Origin of the sequence: Phaeobacter sp. HS011 (assembly GCF_018101215.1) — a bacterium.
GTDB lineage: Bacteria > Pseudomonadota > Alphaproteobacteria > Rhodobacterales > Rhodobacteraceae > Phaeobacter > Phaeobacter inhibens.
Window position 1 is genome coordinate 389,198 of record NZ_JAGEUF010000004.1, and the last position, 18,380, is coordinate 407,577.

The 18,380-nt window shown below is 59.2% G+C and carries 20 protein-coding genes; 6 read left to right on the forward strand and 14 right to left on the reverse strand.

All coding sequences use genetic code 11. The features are described 5' to 3' along the window. Positions 1-17: 17 nt before the first annotated feature. On the reverse strand, positions 18-431 hold the full coding sequence (locus J4721_RS10180) for a nuclear transport factor 2 family protein (protein WP_014876201.1): 414 nt from the start codon (positions 429-431) through the stop codon (positions 18-20). A gap of 138 nt (positions 432-569) precedes the next feature. Here J4721_RS10180 and J4721_RS10185 point away from each other — a divergent pair, with 138 nt between their 5' ends. Next, positions 570-1,223: an RluA family pseudouridine synthase gene (locus J4721_RS10185; protein WP_014876200.1), complete on the forward strand. Its 654-nt coding sequence runs from the start codon at positions 570-572 to the stop codon at positions 1,221-1,223. 12 nt (positions 1,224-1,235) lie between these two features. On the opposite strand, the gene J4721_RS10190 is transcribed toward J4721_RS10185, so the two are convergent. Both J4721_RS10190 and J4721_RS10195 read right to left on the reverse strand, forming a co-directional pair. Continuing rightward, on the reverse strand, positions 1,236-2,093 hold the full coding sequence (locus J4721_RS10190; RefSeq protein ID WP_076619972.1) for an alpha-1,2-fucosyltransferase: 858 nt from the start codon (positions 2,091-2,093) through the stop codon (positions 1,236-1,238). A gap of 70 nt (positions 2,094-2,163) precedes the next feature. Then, a complete protein-coding gene (locus J4721_RS10195) occupies positions 2,164-2,667 on the reverse strand; it encodes a VOC family protein (protein WP_211002519.1) in 504 nt (167 codons plus the stop codon). Positions 2,668-3,025: 358 nt separating this feature from the next. On the opposite strand from J4721_RS10195, the gene J4721_RS10200 reads away from it, so the two are divergent. Continuing rightward, a complete protein-coding gene (locus J4721_RS10200; protein ID WP_211002518.1) occupies positions 3,026-3,499 on the forward strand; it encodes a glyoxalase superfamily protein in 474 nt (157 codons plus the stop codon). Positions 3,500-3,574: 75 nt separating this feature from the next. Here the strand turns inward: J4721_RS10200 and J4721_RS10205 are convergent, their stop codons facing one another. Further along, positions 3,575-5,014: an aldehyde dehydrogenase family protein gene (locus J4721_RS10205; RefSeq protein WP_211002517.1), complete on the reverse strand. Its 1,440-nt coding sequence runs from the start codon at positions 5,012-5,014 to the stop codon at positions 3,575-3,577. 321 nt (positions 5,015-5,335) lie between these two features. On the opposite strand from J4721_RS10205, the gene J4721_RS10210 reads away from it, so the two are divergent. Further along, positions 5,336-5,986, forward strand: coding sequence for a peroxiredoxin (locus tag J4721_RS10210; protein WP_014876193.1), 651 nt, complete (start codon positions 5,336-5,338; stop codon positions 5,984-5,986). Positions 5,987-6,074: 88 nt separating this feature from the next. Here J4721_RS10210 and J4721_RS10215 read toward each other — a convergent pair whose 3' ends face one another. Both J4721_RS10215 and pnp read right to left on the reverse strand, forming a co-directional pair. Further along, on the reverse strand, positions 6,075-6,788 hold the full coding sequence (locus J4721_RS10215) for a glycosyltransferase family 25 protein (protein WP_211002516.1): 714 nt from the start codon (positions 6,786-6,788) through the stop codon (positions 6,075-6,077). A 121-nt stretch (positions 6,789-6,909) separates the two neighbouring features. Beyond that, positions 6,910-9,048 carry a polyribonucleotide nucleotidyltransferase gene (gene pnp / locus J4721_RS10220; RefSeq protein ID WP_014876191.1) on the reverse strand — a complete coding sequence of 713 codons (2,139 nt, stop codon included), beginning with the start codon at positions 9,046-9,048 and terminating at the stop codon, positions 6,910-6,912. Between the two features lie 352 nt (positions 9,049-9,400). Here pnp and J4721_RS10225 point away from each other — a divergent pair, with 352 nt between their 5' ends. Then, complete coding sequence (locus J4721_RS10225) at positions 9,401-11,020, forward strand: class I SAM-dependent methyltransferase (protein WP_211002515.1); 1,620 nt, start codon at positions 9,401-9,403, stop codon at positions 11,018-11,020. A gap of 84 nt (positions 11,021-11,104) precedes the next feature. On the opposite strand, the gene rpsO is transcribed toward J4721_RS10225, so the two are convergent. The 6 genes from rpsO to rbfA all read right to left on the reverse strand — a co-directional run bounded on the left by rpsO (position 11,105) and on the right by rbfA (position 15,486). Beyond that, positions 11,105-11,374 (reverse strand): 30S ribosomal protein S15, encoded by a 270-nt coding sequence (gene rpsO / locus J4721_RS10230; protein WP_014876189.1) that lies wholly within the window; start codon positions 11,372-11,374, stop codon positions 11,105-11,107. A 213-nt stretch (positions 11,375-11,587) separates the two neighbouring features. Further along, positions 11,588-12,634: a calcium-binding protein gene (locus J4721_RS10235; protein WP_102859426.1), complete on the reverse strand. Its 1,047-nt coding sequence runs from the start codon at positions 12,632-12,634 to the stop codon at positions 11,588-11,590. A gap of 102 nt (positions 12,635-12,736) precedes the next feature. Next, complete coding sequence (locus J4721_RS10240) at positions 12,737-13,255, reverse strand: DUF1643 domain-containing protein (RefSeq protein WP_102849822.1); 519 nt, start codon at positions 13,253-13,255, stop codon at positions 12,737-12,739. A 43-nt stretch (positions 13,256-13,298) separates the two neighbouring features. Next, a complete protein-coding gene (gene truB, locus J4721_RS10245; RefSeq protein ID WP_211002635.1) occupies positions 13,299-14,204 on the reverse strand; it encodes a tRNA pseudouridine(55) synthase TruB in 906 nt (301 codons plus the stop codon). A 131-nt stretch (positions 14,205-14,335) separates the two neighbouring features. After that, entirely contained in the window at positions 14,336-15,073 is a 738-nt protein-coding gene (locus tag J4721_RS10250) for a phosphodiester glycosidase family protein (protein WP_211002514.1), read from the reverse strand. A gap of 17 nt (positions 15,074-15,090) precedes the next feature. Continuing rightward, entirely contained in the window at positions 15,091-15,486 is a 396-nt protein-coding gene (gene rbfA, locus J4721_RS10255) for a 30S ribosome-binding factor RbfA (protein WP_014876184.1), read from the reverse strand. A 113-nt stretch (positions 15,487-15,599) separates the two neighbouring features. Here rbfA and dapB point away from each other — a divergent pair, with 113 nt between their 5' ends. After that, positions 15,600-16,421, forward strand: coding sequence for a 4-hydroxy-tetrahydrodipicolinate reductase (gene dapB, locus J4721_RS10260; RefSeq protein WP_211002513.1), 822 nt, complete (start codon positions 15,600-15,602; stop codon positions 16,419-16,421). Between the two features lie 3 nt (positions 16,422-16,424). On the opposite strand, the gene J4721_RS10265 is transcribed toward dapB, so the two are convergent. After that, positions 16,425-16,760 carry an antibiotic biosynthesis monooxygenase gene (locus J4721_RS10265; protein ID WP_247656032.1) on the reverse strand — a complete coding sequence of 112 codons (336 nt, stop codon included), beginning with the start codon at positions 16,758-16,760 and terminating at the stop codon, positions 16,425-16,427. A 23-nt stretch (positions 16,761-16,783) separates the two neighbouring features. Beyond that, positions 16,784-16,978, reverse strand: a complete 195-nt coding sequence (locus tag J4721_RS10270; protein ID WP_211002512.1) for a DUF1674 domain-containing protein — start codon at positions 16,976-16,978, stop codon at positions 16,784-16,786. 90 nt (positions 16,979-17,068) lie between these two features. Between J4721_RS10270 and J4721_RS10275 the strand changes: the two genes are divergently transcribed. Continuing rightward, on the forward strand, positions 17,069-18,334 hold the full coding sequence (locus J4721_RS10275; protein WP_211002511.1) for an RsmB/NOP family class I SAM-dependent RNA methyltransferase: 1,266 nt from the start codon (positions 17,069-17,071) through the stop codon (positions 18,332-18,334). Positions 18,335-18,380: the final 46 nt, after the last annotated feature.

The window sequence follows — 18,380 nt, forward strand, 5'->3', positions numbered from 1 at the left end:
GATATGGTCCAGGCCGATCAGCTGAGCGCCGATTGATAGTGCAGAAACCGAGGATCCGAGGTGACCCGCGCCATGATTGCTTCCCGCAAGACCCCAATGCTTTTGTAAGGGCGCATCACCACTTCGAACTGGGCAATCAGCCCGTCTGAATTCAGGGTGATCAGATCAACGCCGACCGCATCGAACTCTCCGATCTTGCACTGGAATTCCAAGGCCCAGTCATCGCCACTTCCCATGATGCGACGGTAACGAAAATCGCCGAAAATTTGACCGACGTGCCCCAGAATGGCTGCGACCGGAGCGCGACCGGTCCAGATTTTCCAATAGGTCGGTGGCAGAAACTGCACATCTTCGGCCAGCAGGCTAGCAATCTGACTGTCATCACCTTTGGCAACGACTTCATGCAGCCTGCTGATGGTTGGATGAGTCATGCGTCACCTTTCAGACCAGGGAACCCGCGAAGAATGCGAATGTGAAGATGTCACCACCCTGCCGATCCACCCAAGCACCGGCAAGCGCGACGTTGCGATACCTTGCCCTGCGGGCAACGGGCCGCTAGGGACGCGAGCATGACAGTTTCTAGCGATTATACTCCGCCGACAGATCCCCTGGACATCCTGCATCATGACGCCCAGCTTCTGGTGGTGAACAAGCCCCATGGTCTGCTCAGCGTACCGGGCCGGGGGGAGCATCTTGCGGATTGTCTTCTGAGTAGGCTGCAGGCTGTCTTTCCGGAGGCGCTTCTGGTGCATCGGCTGGATCGTGATACCTCCGGTGTGATGGTGTTCGGCGTCACTCCACATGCCCAGCGGCATCTGTCCATGCAGTTCGAAAAGCGGAGTGCGAAGAAAGCCTATGTGGCGCGGGTTGACGGTCGGCTTGAACCGCGCAGCGGAACCGTAGATCTGCCGCTCATCGTGGACTGGCCCAATCGCCCGCGCCAGATGGTCTGCCACGACACCGGCAAGGAGGCCGTGACTGACTGGCGGGTGATGAAATACGAAGACACGGCAACACGTGTGCGTCTGACGCCCAAGACCGGGCGGTCGCATCAGCTGCGGGTGCATATGCTGTCTCTGGGCCACGCCATTTTGGGCGATCCGCTTTATGCAGAGGGGCACGCATTGGATCACCCGCGTATGATGCTGCATGCCGAGGAGCTACGGATCAAACATCCTGACAGTGGCGAATCGATGAAGTTTCGCGTCAAGGCCCCGTTCTGAGGCCGACCGTACTTAGACGCTGATACGCAGCCAGCCCGGTGGCAGGATATCGGGATTGTTCAGTTTCGGATCGCCAAACCATTTTGCCGGACCGGCGACGCGGCGGTCCGGTGTCTGGTTCAACCAGGCTGCCCACCAGGAAAACGAGCTGTTGCCGATGATGTTGTGTTTGCACAGGCTCATCAGGCGCATGTCCTCATAGTCGGTATCAGCGCCGTTGAAATCCACCACAACCTTGTCACAGGGCAGGGGCAGGTTTTCCTTTGCCCACTGTGGATCATCCGAGAAGACATAAACCGTTGGCTGTCCCTCCAGCCCGTCCAGAACCTGCGCCAGTGCGGCCTCGTAATAGGCTTGATCGCATAGCACATGCGCCGCAAGGGTCAGATAATCGCCCCGGCGCACGTGCAGTGAAATCGCGTTGGTCTCGCCGATCCGTGCCGCCATCTCCGCGTTTTGCTGATTTGAATATTCAGGGAAGGTGAAATCCCGCCGGATGCGCTCGGCACTTTGTGCGAAATAGCGCTCGCTTTGCCAGTAGCCATGCAGGTAGCTGTTGTCGCTCCAGTCTACGAAATCCGGATTGTAGCCCAGGCCAACCTCTCGGCGTAACTTCGGCCCGGTGCCTAGGTGCTGGCCCAAACCACGCCATAGCGCGTAACCCAGCGGAGCGCGTTGGCGCAACGGTGGCCAGATGTCCGGTGTGGCCAGGTCAAGATCGAAGACGCGCGTCAGCACACCCTCACCGCGCAGCTCGGCGCCGCGACTGTCAAGCGCAAGTGACACGCCAAGCCGATCTGCCAGCGCACGCCCGGCAGCGTATTGGAACATCTGATTGCCCAGTCGGCCATGCAGGCGGGTGATGATCATGGTTGGTCCCTCGGAGCGATATGCAGCGTTGATAGGCGCCATGGGCTGTCATGACCAGACCCGGTCGGTCTCATCCGCCGGATCGCGCCTGCCAGTCGCTGTAGGCTGCAACGCCAAAATCCATATCCGGGTCGTCAGTCATCGGCGCCAGAAACTCGATCGAGTGCCCGTCCGGATCCTTGAAGTAGATCGACAGCGCAGGCATCCAGCCCAGCACCACCGGTTCCTCCGTCGGGGCTCCGTGAAAATCAAGTGGTGTGATCCCGGCATCAGACAGCCGGTCGCAAATGCCATCAAGTGCCGGTATCGTGGTTCGAAACGCCATGTGCAGTCGCATACCCATCGGGGCTGAGCCACCCGACCACAGCCCCAGCATCCCCTGTGACTGCCCGCCGACCCAGTAAAATGCGACCTGCCGTTCGGGCAGGCAACGCGCAAGCTCCAACCCGATAGTTTCACCATAAAACGCCATAGCAGCGTCTAGGTTTTTCACGGGCAGGTGGGTTTCGTAAATACCGGTCAAGGTGGTGCTGATACCGGTTTTGACGACGGGGACAGGCGTCTCATGGATCATTCTGCGTCTCCTGTGAATGGTCATTTTCCCTACCCTGCAAGCTCAAGTCAGGTTTAGATCAAGAAGTATGTGATCTCCGTCGGTGCTTTTTTGATGCCGCTTGGACGTGGCCTCTCTCTACTCAGCGGGGCTGATAGAGAGCCATTCAATCGCAGTCGCGGGTTGCTAGGGTCTTGACCACGACGGGTGGAACCGCCTAAGGCTGAAACAGGGTCGGAGCCCTGCCGCTCGCGGTTGACAAGACCATGGTGAACCTCCGTCTGTAGATTTCCTGTCTTTCGCCCATCGATATGATGCGCCAATGGCAATGCGGGCTCCATGTTTTCGGCGCATCTTGTTGATTGGACAAGAGGCAAGAATGACGACCAACCCAGAAGATCTTCCGACCATCGGGAGCCTGAAGCAACAGGCCCGCAATCTGCGGCAACAGTTGCAGGCCCGTAATCTCACCCTGACACATAGCGCCGCGCTTGAGATGGTGGCTCGGCAATACGGCTACAAAGACTGGAATACGATCAGCGCCAAGGCGGACAGACCGCGCCCCAATATCCCGCAACAGACACTACGTGTCGGGCAGACGCTGCGGGGCAGTTATCTTGGTCAGGCCTTCACTGCTGAGCTGCGCGGGCTGCAGGTGTTTGGTGAGGGAGCACGCCGACGTGTGACCCTGCATCTGGAAGAACCGGTGGATGTCGTGAAATTCGACAGTTTCTCCGCAATGCGTCAGCGGATTAGCGGCACCATCGGATGGGACGGTCGCTCGGCTGAGCGGACCTCAGATGGTGTGCCCCAGCTGGTGCTGGAATTGCCTGACTGGAGCCGTTTCACCTGAAACCAGCCCGAAAATACCAAAGAGCCGCCCTTGTGGGCGGCTCTTATCGTTAAGGTTTGCGGTTTGGTATGGGCGTTATTCGTCGGCCCAGCCACCGACGGCTTTCACCTCCAGGAAATCCTCAATCCCCCAGCTGCCGCCCTCGCGGCCATTGCCGGATTGTTTCATCCCACCAAACGGCGACCCGGCGGAACGCGACTTGCCGTTCATCTCGATCATGCCAGCACGCAGCTTGCGGGCCATACGGTTGGCACGAGCGGGATCTTGTGTCTGAACATAGTTGGTCAGACCATAGGGCGTGTCATTGGCAATCTCGATGGCGTCCTCTTCGCTCTCGAAGGGGATGATTGACAGCACCGGGCCAAAAATCTCTTCACGAGCGATGGTCATCTGGTTATTCACATCGGCAAAGACGGTTGGTTTGACATAGAAACCTTGGTTTAGCCCATCCGGACGACCAGTGCCGCCAGCAACCAGTCGGGCGCCTTCGTCGATGCCCTTCTGGATCAGGTCCTGGATCTTGCCCCACTGCAGTTCGTTGACCACGGGACCGATGTGGCGACCTTCGCTGAAGGCGGGGCCAACCTCGACCTTGTTGGCAACAGCGGCAGCTTCTTCGACGGCTTTGTCGTAGATGCCTTTCTGTACCAGCATGCGGCTTGGCGCGTTGCAGCTTTGACCGGTGTTGTTCATCATATGCAGCACGCCGCGCTTGACCGCTTTCTCATCGGCATCGTCAAAGATCACGTTGGCACCCTTGCCACCGAGTTCCAGATGAACCTTCTTCAGCGTATCCGCCGCAGCCTTGGAAATCGCAGTGCCTGCGCGGGTCGAGCCAGTGAAGGACACCATGTCCACATCGGGATGGCTAGACAGCTGGGTCCCCACGCCGGTGCCGTCACCGTTCACCAGATTGAAGACACCGGCAGGGAAACCGGCCTTGTCCATCATCTCGGCAAAGATCATCGCGTTCAGAGGGCTTTGCTCGGACGGTTTCAGAACCATGGTGCAGCCGGCGATGGCTGCGGCGCCTACTTTCAGGGTGACCTGATTCATCGGCCAGTTCCATGGTGTGATCAGCGCCGCCACGCCTACAGCCTCGTGGATGATGCGATCATTGGGGGCATGGTCGCCCAGAGGGGCATCGAAGGAAAACGCCTTCGCCGCCTTGATAAAGTTGCGCAGGTGCCAACTGCCTGCGCCTGCCTGCTGGGTGCGGGCCATGTCGATTGGCGCACCCATCTCGACGCTCATTGCCTGCGCCAGATCTTCGGTGCGGCTCTCGTATACTTCGATCAGTTTTTCGACCAGCGCGATACGCTCTTCAACCGGCGTAGCCATCCAACCCGGCAGGGCGGTCTTGGCTGCGGCGACAGCGGCATTTGTATCCGCTGCATCGCCGAGGGAAATGACGGCACAGGGCGCCTCAGTCGAGGGGTCGATCACTTCAAAATCGTTAGGTGCAGCAGGGGCGACCCATTGGCCGTTGATGTAAAAATCACGTTTCTCGATCATCTGTCGATCTCCCGGATATCAGGGTGTGACGGGGCAAAACCCCGCAATTGGCCGCCACTCTGTCACCGGTGTTTCGGATGGGCAAGGGGTGAATGAATAATTTGATCAAATTACTGAGGTGGACGAAAATCCACTATTTTGCGCTGTTCTGGGACAGCTGCGCGATATCATCGATTGCCGCACACGCACGTCCCGAACGGGTCAGATTGACGCGTGAGTTGATCTTTTCGACTGCTTGCCGCCTAACAAGGGTTTAACCTGCGCGTCGAGTGGTTAGGTTATCGATCAGAGAGTAGTCATTTGACAGCAGAGGAGAGACCCATGGGTTTGCGTATCAATGATGTGGTTCCGAATTTCACCGCAGAAACCGATCAGGGCACCATTTCGTTTCACGATTGGATTGGTGACAGCTGGGCGATTCTGTTCTCCCACCCCAAGGATTTCACTCCGGTCTGCACCACGGAATTTTCGGCCGTGGCGCAGTTGTCCGATGAATGGGCTGCCCGCAACACCAAAGTAATCGGCGTGTCGGTTGATGGTGTCGAAGACCACAAAAAATGGAAAACGGACATCGAAAGCTACGGCAAAGCTGCGGCAGGTTTCCCGATCATCGCCGACGAAGGTCTCGCGGTATCCAAGGCTTTCGACATGTTGCCCGCCGAGGCCTATTTGCCCGATGGCCGGACGCCCGCAGACAGCGCCACTGTGCGCTCGGTCTTTATAATCGGCCCGGACAAGCAACTGAAACTGTCGATGACTTACCCAATGACTGTGGGCCGCAATTTTGCCGAGATCCTGCGCGCGTTGGACGGTCTGCAGATGTCTGGCAAAGGCGTTGCAACGCCCGCAAATTGGGTGCCGGGCGAGGATGTAATCATTCCACCGAGCGTATCGAATGAGGATGCGAAGGCCAAATTTGGTGAGTTTGAAACCATCTTCCCCTACCTGCGCAAGACCAAAGCGCCGGACTGAATCTGCGGCTGCACAGGCAGCCCAGGAATTGAACCAAAGTGAAGGAAGGGGTCAGGCGGCCCCTTTTTTCGTGGGCTGGACTGATGGTTCAGCTGCGTTGCGGGCGCAAGGCGACCTGGGCGCGATAAAGCAAACGTTTCAGCTCACGCGCAAGCTTGCCCCCGACAGGGCGGGATTGGATGGTTGATCCCCCCAAAGCGGCTGTTTCCTCCGACACGCCGTTTGGCGATACCGTGTGGATTGTTTGGTCGTGAACCCAGTGCATTTGCAGGAAGGTATCAACCGGCCTGTCCAGAACCTTAGTTGCGGTTAGCAGCCGGGCGGCAGCGGTCTTGCCAACCACCTGCGCGACGGTCTGCAGACCTATGCGCCGAGGCAGGAACAACTGCGCCGCTCCATGCGCGGCAATCACCGTGCTGGCTGTTTCGCGCTGTTTGGCGGGCAGGCGGATCATGCTGTCCGGGCCTGCATGGCTGTCAATCAAGGCAAGTACATCCCGCCAGATCCCGGGATCAGTTGCCATGTCATCCTCAACGATCAAGCCGTAGTCGTCGATGCCATTGGCGATCAGCTGCCAACACTTGCGATGCGACAGAAAACAGCCGACCTCCCCGCCGCTCAGCGGGAATGGGTAATGCGGCGCATGAAGATCACCGGTACGTATTGCAACATCGCTTGCGGCCATCACGGCGCGGCCGTCTACCGCCTCAACCACCTGAGCATGTGGCAAATCAGCCAATAGGCGCGCCACGTTGGGGGCGCGTTTCTGATCGCCTGCCATATGAATGATATAGGATCGCATGCGTCCAGAGGTAGCGATCTTGGCGAAGGGTGAAAAGGGGGGCGCGCAACCTCCAGCTGATGAAACAGAAAAACCCCGCCATTTCTGGCGGGGTTTCTATGCTCAAAGAGAGAAGAACAGATTATTCTGCGTCTTCTTTCTTCTCGGCTTTGATTTCTTCACCGGTTTCCTGATCCACGATTTTCATGGACAGGCGGACCTTGCCGCGATCATCAAAGCCCAGCAGCTTCACTTTCACTTCCTGGCCTTCCTTCAGAACGTCCGAAGGGTGATTCAGGCGGCGGTTTTCGATCTGGGACACATGCACCAGACCGTCGCGCTTGCCGAAGAAGTTCACGAAGGCGCCGAAGTCGACGATCTTCACGACCTTACCGGTGTAAACGGCGCCTTCTTCAGGCTCTGCCACGATCGAGTGGATCATGTCATAGGCCTTCTGGATCGCGGTGCCGTCGGCCGATGCAATCTTGATCACGCCGTCATCGTTGATGTCGACTTTCGCGCCGGAGGTTTCCACAATCTCGCGGATGACCTTACCACCGGAGCCGATCACTTCACGGATCTTGTCGGTCGGGATCTGCATGGTCTCAATGCGGGGCGCATGAACGGAGAACGCATTGGTTTCCGACAGAGCCTTGGCCATTTCGCCGAGGATGTGCAGACGCCCGTCTTTGGCCTGATCCAGTGCTTTTTCCATGATCTCAGGCGTGATGCCTGCAACCTTGATGTCCATCTGCAGCGAGGTGATACCCTTGTCGGTACCCGCCACTTTGAAGTCCATGTCGCCGAGGTGGTCTTCGTCGCCCAAAATGTCCGACAGGATCGCGTAAGAGCCGTCATCTTCCAGGATCAGACCCATCGCAACACCGGCAACCGGTGCCTTCAGCGGGACGCCTGCGTCCATCATGGACAGTGAACCACCACAGACCGATGCCATCGACGAAGAGCCATTGGATTCGGTGATCTCAGACACCACGCGAATGGTGTAGGGAAAGTCGGTCGGCGCAGGCAGAACCGCCTGCAGGGCGCGCCATGCCAGCTTACCATGACCGATTTCACGACGGCCCGGGGAGCCGACACGACCCACTTCACCAACCGAGTAGGGAGGGAAGTTGTAGTGCAGCAGGAAGTTGGATTTGAAATTGCCGTGCAGCGCGTCGATGAACTGCTCGTCGTCACCGGTGCCCAGCGTGGTCACGGCCAACGCCTGGGTTTCGCCACGGGTGAACAGCGCCGAACCGTGGGTCCGCGGCAGCATGCCGGTTTCCGACTCGATGGCGCGGACGTCAGTGGTCGAACGCCCGTCGATCCGCTTGCCGGTCTTGACGACGTCGCCACGCAGAATGCCAGCTTCCAGCTTTTTCAGGGCGGAGCCGAGGTTGGCATCTTCCAGCTGTTCTTCACTCAGCGAGGTTTTGATCGCTTCGCGGGCAGCGGCAACAGCGGCGGTGCGCTCCTGCTTGTCGGTGATCGCGAATGCGGCACGCATCTGCTCTTCACCAGCGGCTTTCACGGCGGCGAACAGCTCGGAATAGTCGGCGGGCTGGAAGTCAAACGGCTCTTTCGCCGCTTCTTCCGCCAAAGAGATGATCAGGTCGATCACCGGCTGGATCTGCTCGTGTGCGAATTTCACCGCACCCAGCATTTCTGCTTCGGTCAGCTCATAGGCTTCGGATTCAACCATCATCACGGCATCTTTGGTGCCGGCGACAACCAGATCCAGACGCTGATCAGGGTTCAGGCGCAGGTCCTGCATGTCATCAACAGTCGGGTTCAGAACGTACTCGCCGCCCTCAAAGCCAACGCGCGCAGCAGCGATTGGACCCATGAAGGGCGCGCCGGACAGGGTCAGCGCCGCGGAGGCTGCGATCATGGCAACCATGTCGGGATCGTTGACCAGATCGTGGCTTAGCACGGTGCACATCACCAGAACTTCGTTCTTGAAACCGGGAACGAACAGCGGGCGGATCGGACGGTCGATCAGGCGCGCAGTCAGTGTTTCTTTTTCGGTTGGGCGTGCTTCACGCTTGAAAAAACCACCGGGGACCTTGCCCGCAGCGTAGTATTTTTCCTGATAGTGCACGGTCAGGGGGAAGAAGTCCTGACCCGGTTTTTGCTGGCGGGCAAAAGTGACGTTTGCCATAACCGAGGTCTCGCCCAGGGTGGCAATCACGGTGCCATCTGCCTGACGGGCGACCTTGCCGGTCTCCAGTGTGAGCGTCTCTTCGCCCCACTGCATCGATTTCTTTGTAACGTTAAACATTCAGCTTATCCTAGCTGGGAGCACTCCCGGGCGTATCCCGGGTCTCCCGTTTGATGTGGCGGCCCCATTGCCGCCGACCCCTCTCTATCTTTCTTTCGACTGCCGGGGTCTTGGCAGCACGTCTCAGATAGGCCGCCATTACAGGATTTTTGCACAGATTGAAAGGGCAAGCGCTGGTGCTGCCCCTTCACAGAGCTTTGACGTTCCGCCCGCTACCACAGGGTGCATCTGCGCCGATGGCGGTTTGTAAAATACCGATGCGTTAACCGGATCCTCAGCGTTTTTATGAAAACTTTGCGCACCCCAGAAGGGCAAGACACCGTCGACCCCATCACGAATAAATAGGTGCTGAATGAACGATTGGACCTCCGGCTATGTTGCCGAGCTCAACTACACGCATGATTTCTTTCATGAGATGACGCCATCGCGCCTGGCGTTTGCTGCGCTGTCGCGGGGGCATCGGCACGGGTTGGACGACAGCGGCCTGACCTATTGTGAGTTGGGGTGTGGGCAGGGTTTCACCGCCAATCTTCTGGCAGCTGCAAACCCGCATGTTGATGTGCATGCGATGGATTTCAACCCTGCGCACATCGCTGGTGCACAGCGACTGGCGCAGGAGGCCGCAGTGCCCAATGTCACCTTCTACGAAAGGTCCTTTGAGGATTTCGAGGAGGAGGCAAACTTGCCAAACAGCTTCGACGTGATTGCGCTCCATGGCGTCTACAGCTGGGTGTCGCGTGAAAATCAGGAGCGCATCTCTGGCTTCATCGCTCGCCGCCTGAAACCGGGTGGGCTGGTCTATATCAGTTACAACACGCAACCTGGCTGGGCACCGTCGATGCCATTGCGTCGTTTGCTGACGGATCGTGCGGCGCAGAGCACCGGACCGCTGGAGCAGCGTATTGATGAGGCCTTGGGGTTTGCAGAGCAATTGAAGCAGGCCGGCGCGGGCTTCTTTGCCTCCAATCCGGGTCAGTTGACCCGGCTGAGCGAGATGAAATCTATGCCGCGGAACTATCTGGCGCATGAGTTTTTCAACAAGGATTGGACCCCGTTCCATTTTGCCGATGTTGCAGAAGATCTGGCGCAAGCAAAGCTGGAGTTCATGGGCGCGGCGAATCCTCTGGACCACATCGACGATATTTGTCTTAGCGCGCCACAGCGGGCGCTGCTGGCAGAAGAAAGCAATTCGATCAGGCGCGAGGGATTGCGCGATATTTTGTTGAACGAGCAGTTCCGTGCGGATGTTTTTGTACGGGGATGGCTGCCACAGACGCAACGTGGCGGCGTAGGAGGGTGGTTCCAGACCCCCTTCGCGCTGGCGCGCCATTACGGGACTGGCCCGTTGAAAATCAGCTGGCGCAGGGGTGATGTCGCACTGGAAGCGAGTCAGTACGAGCCTGTATTGCATGCCTTAGCCGATGGGCAACACACCGTTCGCGCCTTGCTGGAGCAGGGGGTATTCTCGGATATGACCTGGGGCGACATCACGCGGATGCTGACGATCCTGACTGGTGCGGGGTATATCGTGCCCTGTTTGCCGCAGACAGGATACGCGGATCGGATTGCGCGGTGTCGCGACTTCAATATGGCGGTCTGCAAGAATGCTGAAGATAGCGAGCGTTTGGGGTTCCTTGCATCCCCGGCGACAGGCGGCGGTGTTGCGGTTGACCGAATGGAGCAGCTGTTCCTGCTGGCTCAAAGCGAGGGGCAGCAGACGCCACATGATTGGGCGGCCTTCGTCTGGCGGATCCTTGAGCCCCAGGGACAGCGGTTGGAACAGGACGGCCGGGTGCTGGAACTGGCTGAGGAAAATCTTGCCGTCTTGCGCGCCCGCGCCCATGCTTTTGCGGCGCGGCGCCTGAAAATTCTTACAGGTCTTGGCGTGAGCTTGGTCGACGAATCGCCATCGCAAATCGAGATGGCCCATCCTGCGGCGGAAGCCTCGTCAAAGCGCGGCGCCGTCGCCTAGCAGTTCATTGATCCGCCACTGCAACGAAAAACGCCCGCAGCCAAAAGGTGCGGGCGTTGATCTTCAATCGTCCGGTCGTCGCGATTAGCGACGGATGCCGAGACGTTTGATCAGGTCCTGATAGCGGGCCACGTCTTTGCCTTTGGTGTAGTCCAGCAGCTTACGGCGCTGAGCAACCATTTTCAGAAGGCCACGACGACCGTGGTTGTCCTTCTTGTGGGTTTTGAAGTGCTCGGTCAGGGTGTTGATGCGCGAGGTCAGGATTGCAACCTGGACTTCCGGGGAACCGGTGTCGCCGTCTTTGGTTGCGAATTCTTTCATCAGGCGGGCTTTGTCTTCAGCAGTGATCGACATCGGGGTCTCCTTTGAAGGTTTGTGTGAATGGCGCAGGCCGGGATGTCGTCCAGCACAGGCCCATGGAGGCGTCTCGGGCGATGCAGTTTTCCGCAGAAGGTCGCAGCGCCGTTGAACAGGCCGCGCATATACGCAGATTCTTTGGAAATAGCAAAAGGTTTTGGCGACCTGACCTCTGACTGCGCATCAGATGCGGCACCGGGCAGTCCCGGATTAGCCGAGCGTTAACCCGCCGCTCCCGGCTTCTTTGGCCATCACGCCAAAGCGGGCTGCGGCCTCTTGGTCTACGACCAGTATGTCGGATGCTGCCAGTTCTGCCGGGCCGGTCACGCGCAGCGCCTCCTCGCCATCTATGGTCACGATATGCTCACCGGGGGTATTTGGATTGCTGCTCACGTCAACGATAGGCGTGTCGGATCCAAATTTATCCCAGATAACAACCAGCTGATCCTCATTGCTGTTGAAATCGGACAAATCAATAGGCGCAGTCGGATCCGTATTGGCCCCGTCTGCGTCTTCGCTGACATAAAAATCACCTGCACCAACGAGGATACTATCGGCGCCTGCGCCGGTGGTCACGATATCACCGGCTCCGGCAAGTATCGTGTCGTTGCCCTCACCGCCGTTCAGATAATCTGCGGTGTCGCCATCATCGTTGCCGACCAGACGATCATTGCCGGTACCGCCGAACAGCGTGTCCTGCCCCTGACCACCTGTCAGGTGGTCATCGTCGTCGTTCCCATGCAGCGCATCATGCCCGTCAGCCCCGACAAGCGTATCATTGCCCTGGCCGCCGTGGGCGTGATCATCGCCTGCACCGCCATCAAGCGTGTCTTCACCGAAGTGGCCAAACAGACTGTCGTCATTGTTGTTCCCAGCCAGCAGGTCGTCGCCATACTCTCCATGCAGCAGGTCATCTCCGTCGTCGCCCTGTAGCGTGTCGCTCCCCTCACCGCCATGCAGCGAGTCATTGCCATCGCCGCCTTGCACGCTGTCATCACCGGCGTAGCCGTTCAGCTGATCATGGCCAGCAAGGCCTTGCAGAAGATCGTCCGCATCACCACCGCCTAGCTGATCGCTTGCAGCGGTACCAGTAGAGACGAATGCGTCAAGGGAGACAGTTTCGCTGCCGCTGCTCTTTGCGGCATCATCATCGCTGCCGTCATTGACGTCAGAGGTATCCGGGTCATCGTCGCCCTCGTCAATCAACAAGATGCCACCAACAGCGGCGATCCCCAACATTGCAGCCAGCATCAACATTCCGGCGACCCCTCATGAAACACGCGGAATACCCGCATGATCAATATGATGCACGTATTGGTTGTATATCAAACCAAATCAGAAGCGATGGTTAGCAAGATCTTATGCCAGCTTGGGCAGCCAGGGTTCAGGTTTCTGGTCGTAGCGGATGTAGAGCGGGTGTTTGGGATGACCGGCCTTACTCAGTCCGAGATGAAACAACGGCTTACCGGTTTCGACGAGCGCTGTCGCAACATGGTCGCCTTGCTGACGAAACGCGCCATGGGTTCCCCAGGCACAGATCACCTGATCCGCCCAGGCCGCACCGTCCAGAATTATTCCCAGATTATCTGGTCCGACCGGGTCCGCCGCGCGTTTCATATCGCGCGGATCAGTGGCCCGAAAGGCAAAGATATTGGTCGCCCGAAATCCTCCATACCCCAAGGTGCGCGCGCGCCTCTCGCAGCGCTCAATGGTTGGATCGTTCTGGACCTCCGTGGCGGTAGACGGGTTGAGCATCACAAACATCACCCGTGTCCCCGCCGGATCCCAGACCCGGCTGAGGCTATATCGGTACTGCTCGCAGTCGGAATAGACCGCGGTTGAGGGCGCGTCGCCCTTGGTGTGGCTGCGATGGATCATGGCGCCCGTGGTGCCCAGACCTCGCGCCGCTGTCAACCGCAGGCTAGCGAACGAATACCCGGCTGGGGTGCAGTTCGCCGGATTTGTAGTGTCCGACCGCAATAGCCAAACCATCCAACGAGGCCCAGGCTTCCTCGCCGTATTCAACATCGGAGGCGAGCACCATTCCGGGATTGCCATTGCGCAGCTTGGCGGCGCCTTCAGGTGTGCAGGTCAGCTGGGGCAGATCGGCAAGCCCTTCCTCAAGCGGGCGCAGATAGCCATCAAGATCCGGCGATTTGGCCATCTCGTCCAGCGTCTCAAGGCTTATGCCATCCTCAGCATCAAACGGCCCCGACCAGGTTCGACGCAGGCATTTCACATGGCCGTGACATCCAAGTGTTGCACCCAGATCCCGTGCAACGGAGCGCACGTAGCCGCCTTTGCCGCAGGTCATTTCCAGTACGACATGGTCGTCATTGGGGCGGTCCACCAGAATCAGCTCCTCAACCCACAAGGGGCGGGCGGCCAGTTCGATCTCTTCACCGTCGCGAGCCAGTTTATAGGCGCGCTGACCATCGATTTTTACAGCTGAGAATTTTGGTGGGACCTGCATGATATCACCAAGGAACTGCGGCAGCGCCGCTATGATTTCATCGTCACTTGGCCGTGTTTCGCTGCGGGCGATCACTTCCCCTTCGGCGTCATCCGTGTTGGTTGCCTGACCGAGGCGCACAGTGAAGGTGTAGGCCTTCAGCGCATCGGTGATATAGGGCACAGTCTTGGTGGCTTCGCCGAGGGCGACCGCCAGAACGCCGGTTGCCTCGGGATCCAATGTACCGGCGTGACCCGCCTTCTTTGCATCAAAGGCCCAGCGGACCTTGTTGACAACCGCAGTGGACGTCAGCCCCGCAGGCTTGTCGACCACCAGCCAGCCGGAAATATCACGCCCTTTGCGTTTGCGTCCCATATCGTTCCCCAATGTCATCGTCGGTGAGAGAGGCGCGCGAGGTAGCCCAGCCATTCCGGGCTGTCAATCGCGGGAGGTCGCGAAACTGCGGACCGACTGCGACCGCGATGGGTTCGGCGCGTGTTTTGGGTTCAGTTGGTCGCCGCGTCGCTCTCCGTGCCATCCGCCACCACGCCCACCACCGGCCCCATCATGAATCCGGCATCACTGCGGTTGATCTGCGGGGCGTGTAGCCGCGAAATATTGCCATCAAAATACAGCGCGTTTGGCAGTTTCAGGTGATCCCGGAACAGGCTGCCAAACTGGTGAAACGTCACAGCGTTCTGCGAGATGGCAAAGACCACGCGCTGCCCGTCGGCGCTGGTCCCGACGCCGTTGCGAATAAAATACGAGGTCGAGTTCGGCAGAAATCGCGGGTGCAACGCGCCATCAATTACCAGCATCGGGCCGGATTGCGTGGCATAGCGGCATGGTGGGTTGGTTTCGGCAAAGGTCAGCGTTTCGATCACATCCGTGCGGGCAGCACCGATACACAGCACCCCGTTGGGCAGCAGTCCGAAATTTCCCGGACCGGGGGTTGTGATCAGACGCATCTCTTCCTTGTCGCCGTCCCGGTACAATCCGACGGGGGAGCGGTCGCGATGATACATACCGGCATTTGTGGCAAAGGGCAGTGTCTGTCCTTTGTCAGCCAGATCGGTTTCGATCGCCGAGAAATGACCGTAGACGTCTCCGGCGCCATCCTTCAGGAACAGGCGCAGCTCGTCCTTGGTCACGTCAACCTCGCAGATCGTGTAGCGGTTGTCGTCATAGGCGATGCTGCGGCAGTCCACCGCCACAGCAGGCGCGGCCCAGAGGGCCAGCGCCATAGCCACCGCCCAGCGAATCACTCGCCGATATCGCGGCGCACCGCGTCCTGCGACAGCATCCGCCGGGTGTCATCCATCCGGTCAAAGGTATCATCCAGCTGGAATCGCAGCTCTGGCGTGAATTTCAACGCCAGCTTTTTGCCGATCATACGGCGCAGTTCGCCCTTGTTGCGGGCCATCAGCTTGAGCGTGTCTTCCTGCCCTTTGCCACCAAGCGGCAGCACATAAGCCGTGGCAATGCGTAGATCGGGCGAAGTGCGAACCTCGCCGACAGTGATCGACAGCCGGTTCAGGTCGGGATCATGCAGGTCACCGCGTGCAAAGATTTCGGACAAGGCGCGGCGAATCAATTCGCCGACGCGGAGCTGACGTTGTGAGGGCCCTGAGCCCTCGTGGAGTTTGTTCTTAGCCATATATCCGATTTATGCCGAAAGCGGGGCTTTGCCAAGCGCAGCACAAGCGGTTAGGACAAAACCAGCCCGAAACAGACCACTCGCGATCCAGCGCAACACGAAGGACCCCTGACATGGCAGCTTCCCGCACAGACATACCCGGCATCGTGATCACCGGCGCCTCTGGGCGCATGGGGCAGATGCTGATCAAGACCATTGCGGATCATCCCCGCGCGCATCTGGTCGGTGCAGTGGAGCGGGAAGGTCACGATTGGGTCGGTCAGGATGTGGGGCTGGCCCTGGGCGGGTCTGAAATCGGCATCACAGTGACCGACGACGCGCCTGCGGCCTTCGCCAAGGCGCAGGCGGTGATCGATTTCACCAGCCCTGAGGCGACCATCGCCTTTGCCGGGATGGCCGCTGAGGCCGGTGTCGTCCATGTCATCGGCACCACCGGGATGAGCGATGCGCAGATTGCCCAGCTTGAACCGGCCTCGCGTCAGTCGGTGCAGATGCGGGCCGGGAACATGAGCCTGGGCGTGAACCTCCTTGTCCAGCTCACCAAAAAAGTCGCCGCCGCCCTTGATGAGGATTTCGATATCGAAGTGATTGAGGCCCACCACCATCACAAAGTCGATGCGCCCTCCGGCACCGCATTGATGCTAGGCGAAGCGGCTGCGGAGGGGCGCGGCGTGACACTCTCAGATGTCAGCGACAGCGGGCGCGACGGCATCACCGGCGCGCGCAAACGCGGTGATATCGGTTTCAGCGCGATTCGAGGTGGAGATATCGTCGGGGAACATGATGTGCTGTTTGCTGGTCAGGGAGAGCGTATCGTGCTGCGCCATATGGCCACCGACCGGGCGATTTTTGCACGTGGTGCAATCAAGGCCGCACTTTGGGGGCAGGGGAAGGAACCCGGCCAGTACGACATGCTGGATGTGCTGGGCCTGTGATCCTCAGAGCAGGGACGCAGAGCCACTGAAAGTCTCGAACCCTTCGGTGGTCTCAACCACCGAAGCCTCAAAATGGGCGATCAGCGGCATGACGTGGGGTTCCACCTCTTTCAGCCAGACCGGCCCATCATAAAATCCGTCCTTGATGCGTTCGCGGTCCGATAGCGTTGCAAAAGCGCGCATCCAGTGGACGACATCCGGATCCTCAAGATCGCGCAACGGGCCAAAAACCAGCATACCCGCGTCGCGCAATTCTGGCCTGTTCACCTGTTCAAAGAACTGAATAAAGGTTTCGCGTTTGCCGGGGTACAGTCTGTAGCGGCGGATCTCGATGATCAAGCGGGCCTCCTGCGGCGACATCATCAGAAATCGATGGCGATGCCTTTTTTCTCCCAGTCGCCATAGCGCGCCGGATCGGGGCCATCGCGACCGCCCAGCTCAACCGGGCGATTGGCCGCTTCGACCTCAGCGGCCTTGCGCCGTTCTGCAGCCTCTGCCAGCGCACGCAGTGCGGCAGGGGGCAGATTTTCGGTTTCGGTTTTTTCAGAGTCACTCATGCCGGGTTTCCTTATTATCGTTCTATGATATACGCCCGCGTCCGGCGGCGACAACCCATGGCGCTGCCGCCCGTGCATCAGGAGCCTCGTATGTCCAACGCAACCCAAGCCCGCCGCCGTGCCATTCACCTGCTGGATCAGGTGCTGGGAGAGGGCAAGCTGCTGTCCGAATGTTACGCAGCGGGGGCCTTGGACAAACTGCCAGCAGAGGAACGCGCCCGCACTCAGCGGTTGGCAACCGACACGCTTCGCAACCTGGAACGTGCCGACCGGATCCTGCAAAAGCACTTGAAGAAAGCGACGCCCCTGACGGTGCATAATGCCCTGCGGATCGGTACGGTTGAGCTGTGTCAGGGCGGTGCGGCGCACGGGGTTGTGAACGAGATGGTGGACATCATCGCGCGCCATCGCCGTCACGGTAAATTGAAGGGTCTGGTCAACGCGGTTCTGCGTAAGGTCGCGGAGCAGGGGCCGACCGAATGGGCGAAACTGCGGGTGCCACGCCTGCCGAAATGGCTGCGCAGCCCGCTGTCGCAGGCCTGGGGCGCACCGGCCATGCTGCAGATCGAGGCTGCCCATCTAGCAGGCGCACCGCTGGATCTTAGCCCCAAGCCCGGCGCGGATCTGTCAGCGCTTGAGGCGGTTTTGCTGCCGACGGGATCCTATCGGATCCACAATTCCGTTCAGGTCTCGGGCCTGCCCGGGTTTGCGACAGGGGATTGGTGGGTTCAGGACGCGGCAGCAGCTCTGCCTGCGCAAATTTTGGCGGCGAAACCTGGCGAATCGGTGCTGGATCTCTGCGCTGCTCCTGGGGGCAAAACGATGCAGATGGCGGCCTCCGGGGCGAATGTGACGGCCGTGGATCAGTCTGCCGGGCGGATGGCGCGGCTTTCAGAGAATCTTGAGCGTACGGGCCTTGAGGTCAGGGTGGTTGTCGGTGATGCGCTGGAACAGACTGGTCAATATGATGCAGTCCTGCTGGATGCTCCGTGTTCCGCTACGGGTACGATTCGCCGTCACCCTGATCTGCCCCACGCCAAAGACGGCAGCGGCTTTGGCGCGCTGATTGAATTGCAGGCGCAGATGCTTGCCCACGCCTGGAGCCTCGTGAAGCCGGGCGGTCGGCTAATCTATTGCACGTGTTCGCTGCTGCCAGATGAGGGCGAGTGTCAGGTTGAAGATGCGCTTGAGATGTTTCCGGATATGTCCGTCGGTGATCGGATCCGCGACATTGACGGCATTGACCCCGACTGGATAACCGAAGAAGGCGGGGTGCGCCTACGGCCTGACTACTGGTCCGATTTGGGCGGCATGGATGGTTTCTACATGGCCGAATTGCGCAAATCTGCGGCCTGACCTCAGGTCTTGGCGAGCCTTTGCCGGTCCGCCGCGCAGGCGCCCG

Excerpts from the sequence above, each read along its gene's own strand:
- J4721_RS10185 (WP_014876200.1), top strand. The coding sequence starts at position 570 with ATGACAGTTTCTAGCGATTATACTCCGCCGACAGATCCCCTGGACATC.
- J4721_RS10225 (WP_211002515.1), top strand. The coding sequence starts at position 9,401 with ATGAACGATTGGACCTCCGGCTATGTTGCCGAGCTCAACTACACGCAT.
- J4721_RS10215 (WP_211002516.1), bottom strand. The coding sequence starts at position 6,788 with ATGCGATCCTATATCATTCATATGGCAGGCGATCAGAAACGCGCCCCC.
- J4721_RS10205 (WP_211002517.1), bottom strand. The coding sequence starts at position 5,014 with ATGATCGAGAAACGTGATTTTTACATCAACGGCCAATGGGTCGCCCCT.
- J4721_RS10240 (WP_102849822.1), bottom strand. The coding sequence starts at position 13,255 with ATGATCCATCGCAGCCACACCAAGGGCGACGCGCCCTCAACCGCGGTC.
- J4721_RS10200 (WP_211002518.1), top strand. The coding sequence starts at position 3,026 with ATGACGACCAACCCAGAAGATCTTCCGACCATCGGGAGCCTGAAGCAA.
- J4721_RS10235 (WP_102859426.1), bottom strand. The coding sequence starts at position 12,634 with ATGTTGATGCTGGCTGCAATGTTGGGGATCGCCGCTGTTGGTGGCATC.
- J4721_RS10190 (WP_076619972.1), bottom strand. The coding sequence starts at position 2,093 with ATGATCATCACCCGCCTGCATGGCCGACTGGGCAATCAGATGTTCCAA.
- rpsO (WP_014876189.1), bottom strand. The coding sequence starts at position 11,374 with ATGTCGATCACTGCTGAAGACAAAGCCCGCCTGATGAAAGAATTCGCA.
- J4721_RS10270 (WP_211002512.1), bottom strand. The coding sequence starts at position 16,978 with ATGAGTGACTCTGAAAAAACCGAAACCGAAAATCTGCCCCCTGCCGCA.
- J4721_RS10250 (WP_211002514.1), bottom strand. The coding sequence starts at position 15,073 with ATGGCGCTGGCCCTCTGGGCCGCGCCTGCTGTGGCGGTGGACTGCCGC.
- J4721_RS10210 (WP_014876193.1), top strand. The coding sequence starts at position 5,336 with ATGGGTTTGCGTATCAATGATGTGGTTCCGAATTTCACCGCAGAAACC.
- truB (WP_211002635.1), bottom strand. The coding sequence starts at position 14,204 with ATGGGACGCAAACGCAAAGGGCGTGATATTTCCGGCTGGCTGGTGGTC.
- dapB (WP_211002513.1), top strand. The coding sequence starts at position 15,600 with ATGGCAGCTTCCCGCACAGACATACCCGGCATCGTGATCACCGGCGCC.
- J4721_RS10275 (WP_211002511.1), top strand. The coding sequence starts at position 17,069 with ATGTCCAACGCAACCCAAGCCCGCCGCCGTGCCATTCACCTGCTGGAT.
- J4721_RS10195 (WP_211002519.1), bottom strand. The coding sequence starts at position 2,667 with ATGATCCATGAGACGCCTGTCCCCGTCGTCAAAACCGGTATCAGCACC.
- J4721_RS10180 (WP_014876201.1), bottom strand. The coding sequence starts at position 431 with ATGACTCATCCAACCATCAGCAGGCTGCATGAAGTCGTTGCCAAAGGT.
- rbfA (WP_014876184.1), bottom strand. The coding sequence starts at position 15,486 with ATGGCTAAGAACAAACTCCACGAGGGCTCAGGGCCCTCACAACGTCAG.
- pnp (WP_014876191.1), bottom strand. The coding sequence starts at position 9,048 with ATGTTTAACGTTACAAAGAAATCGATGCAGTGGGGCGAAGAGACGCTC.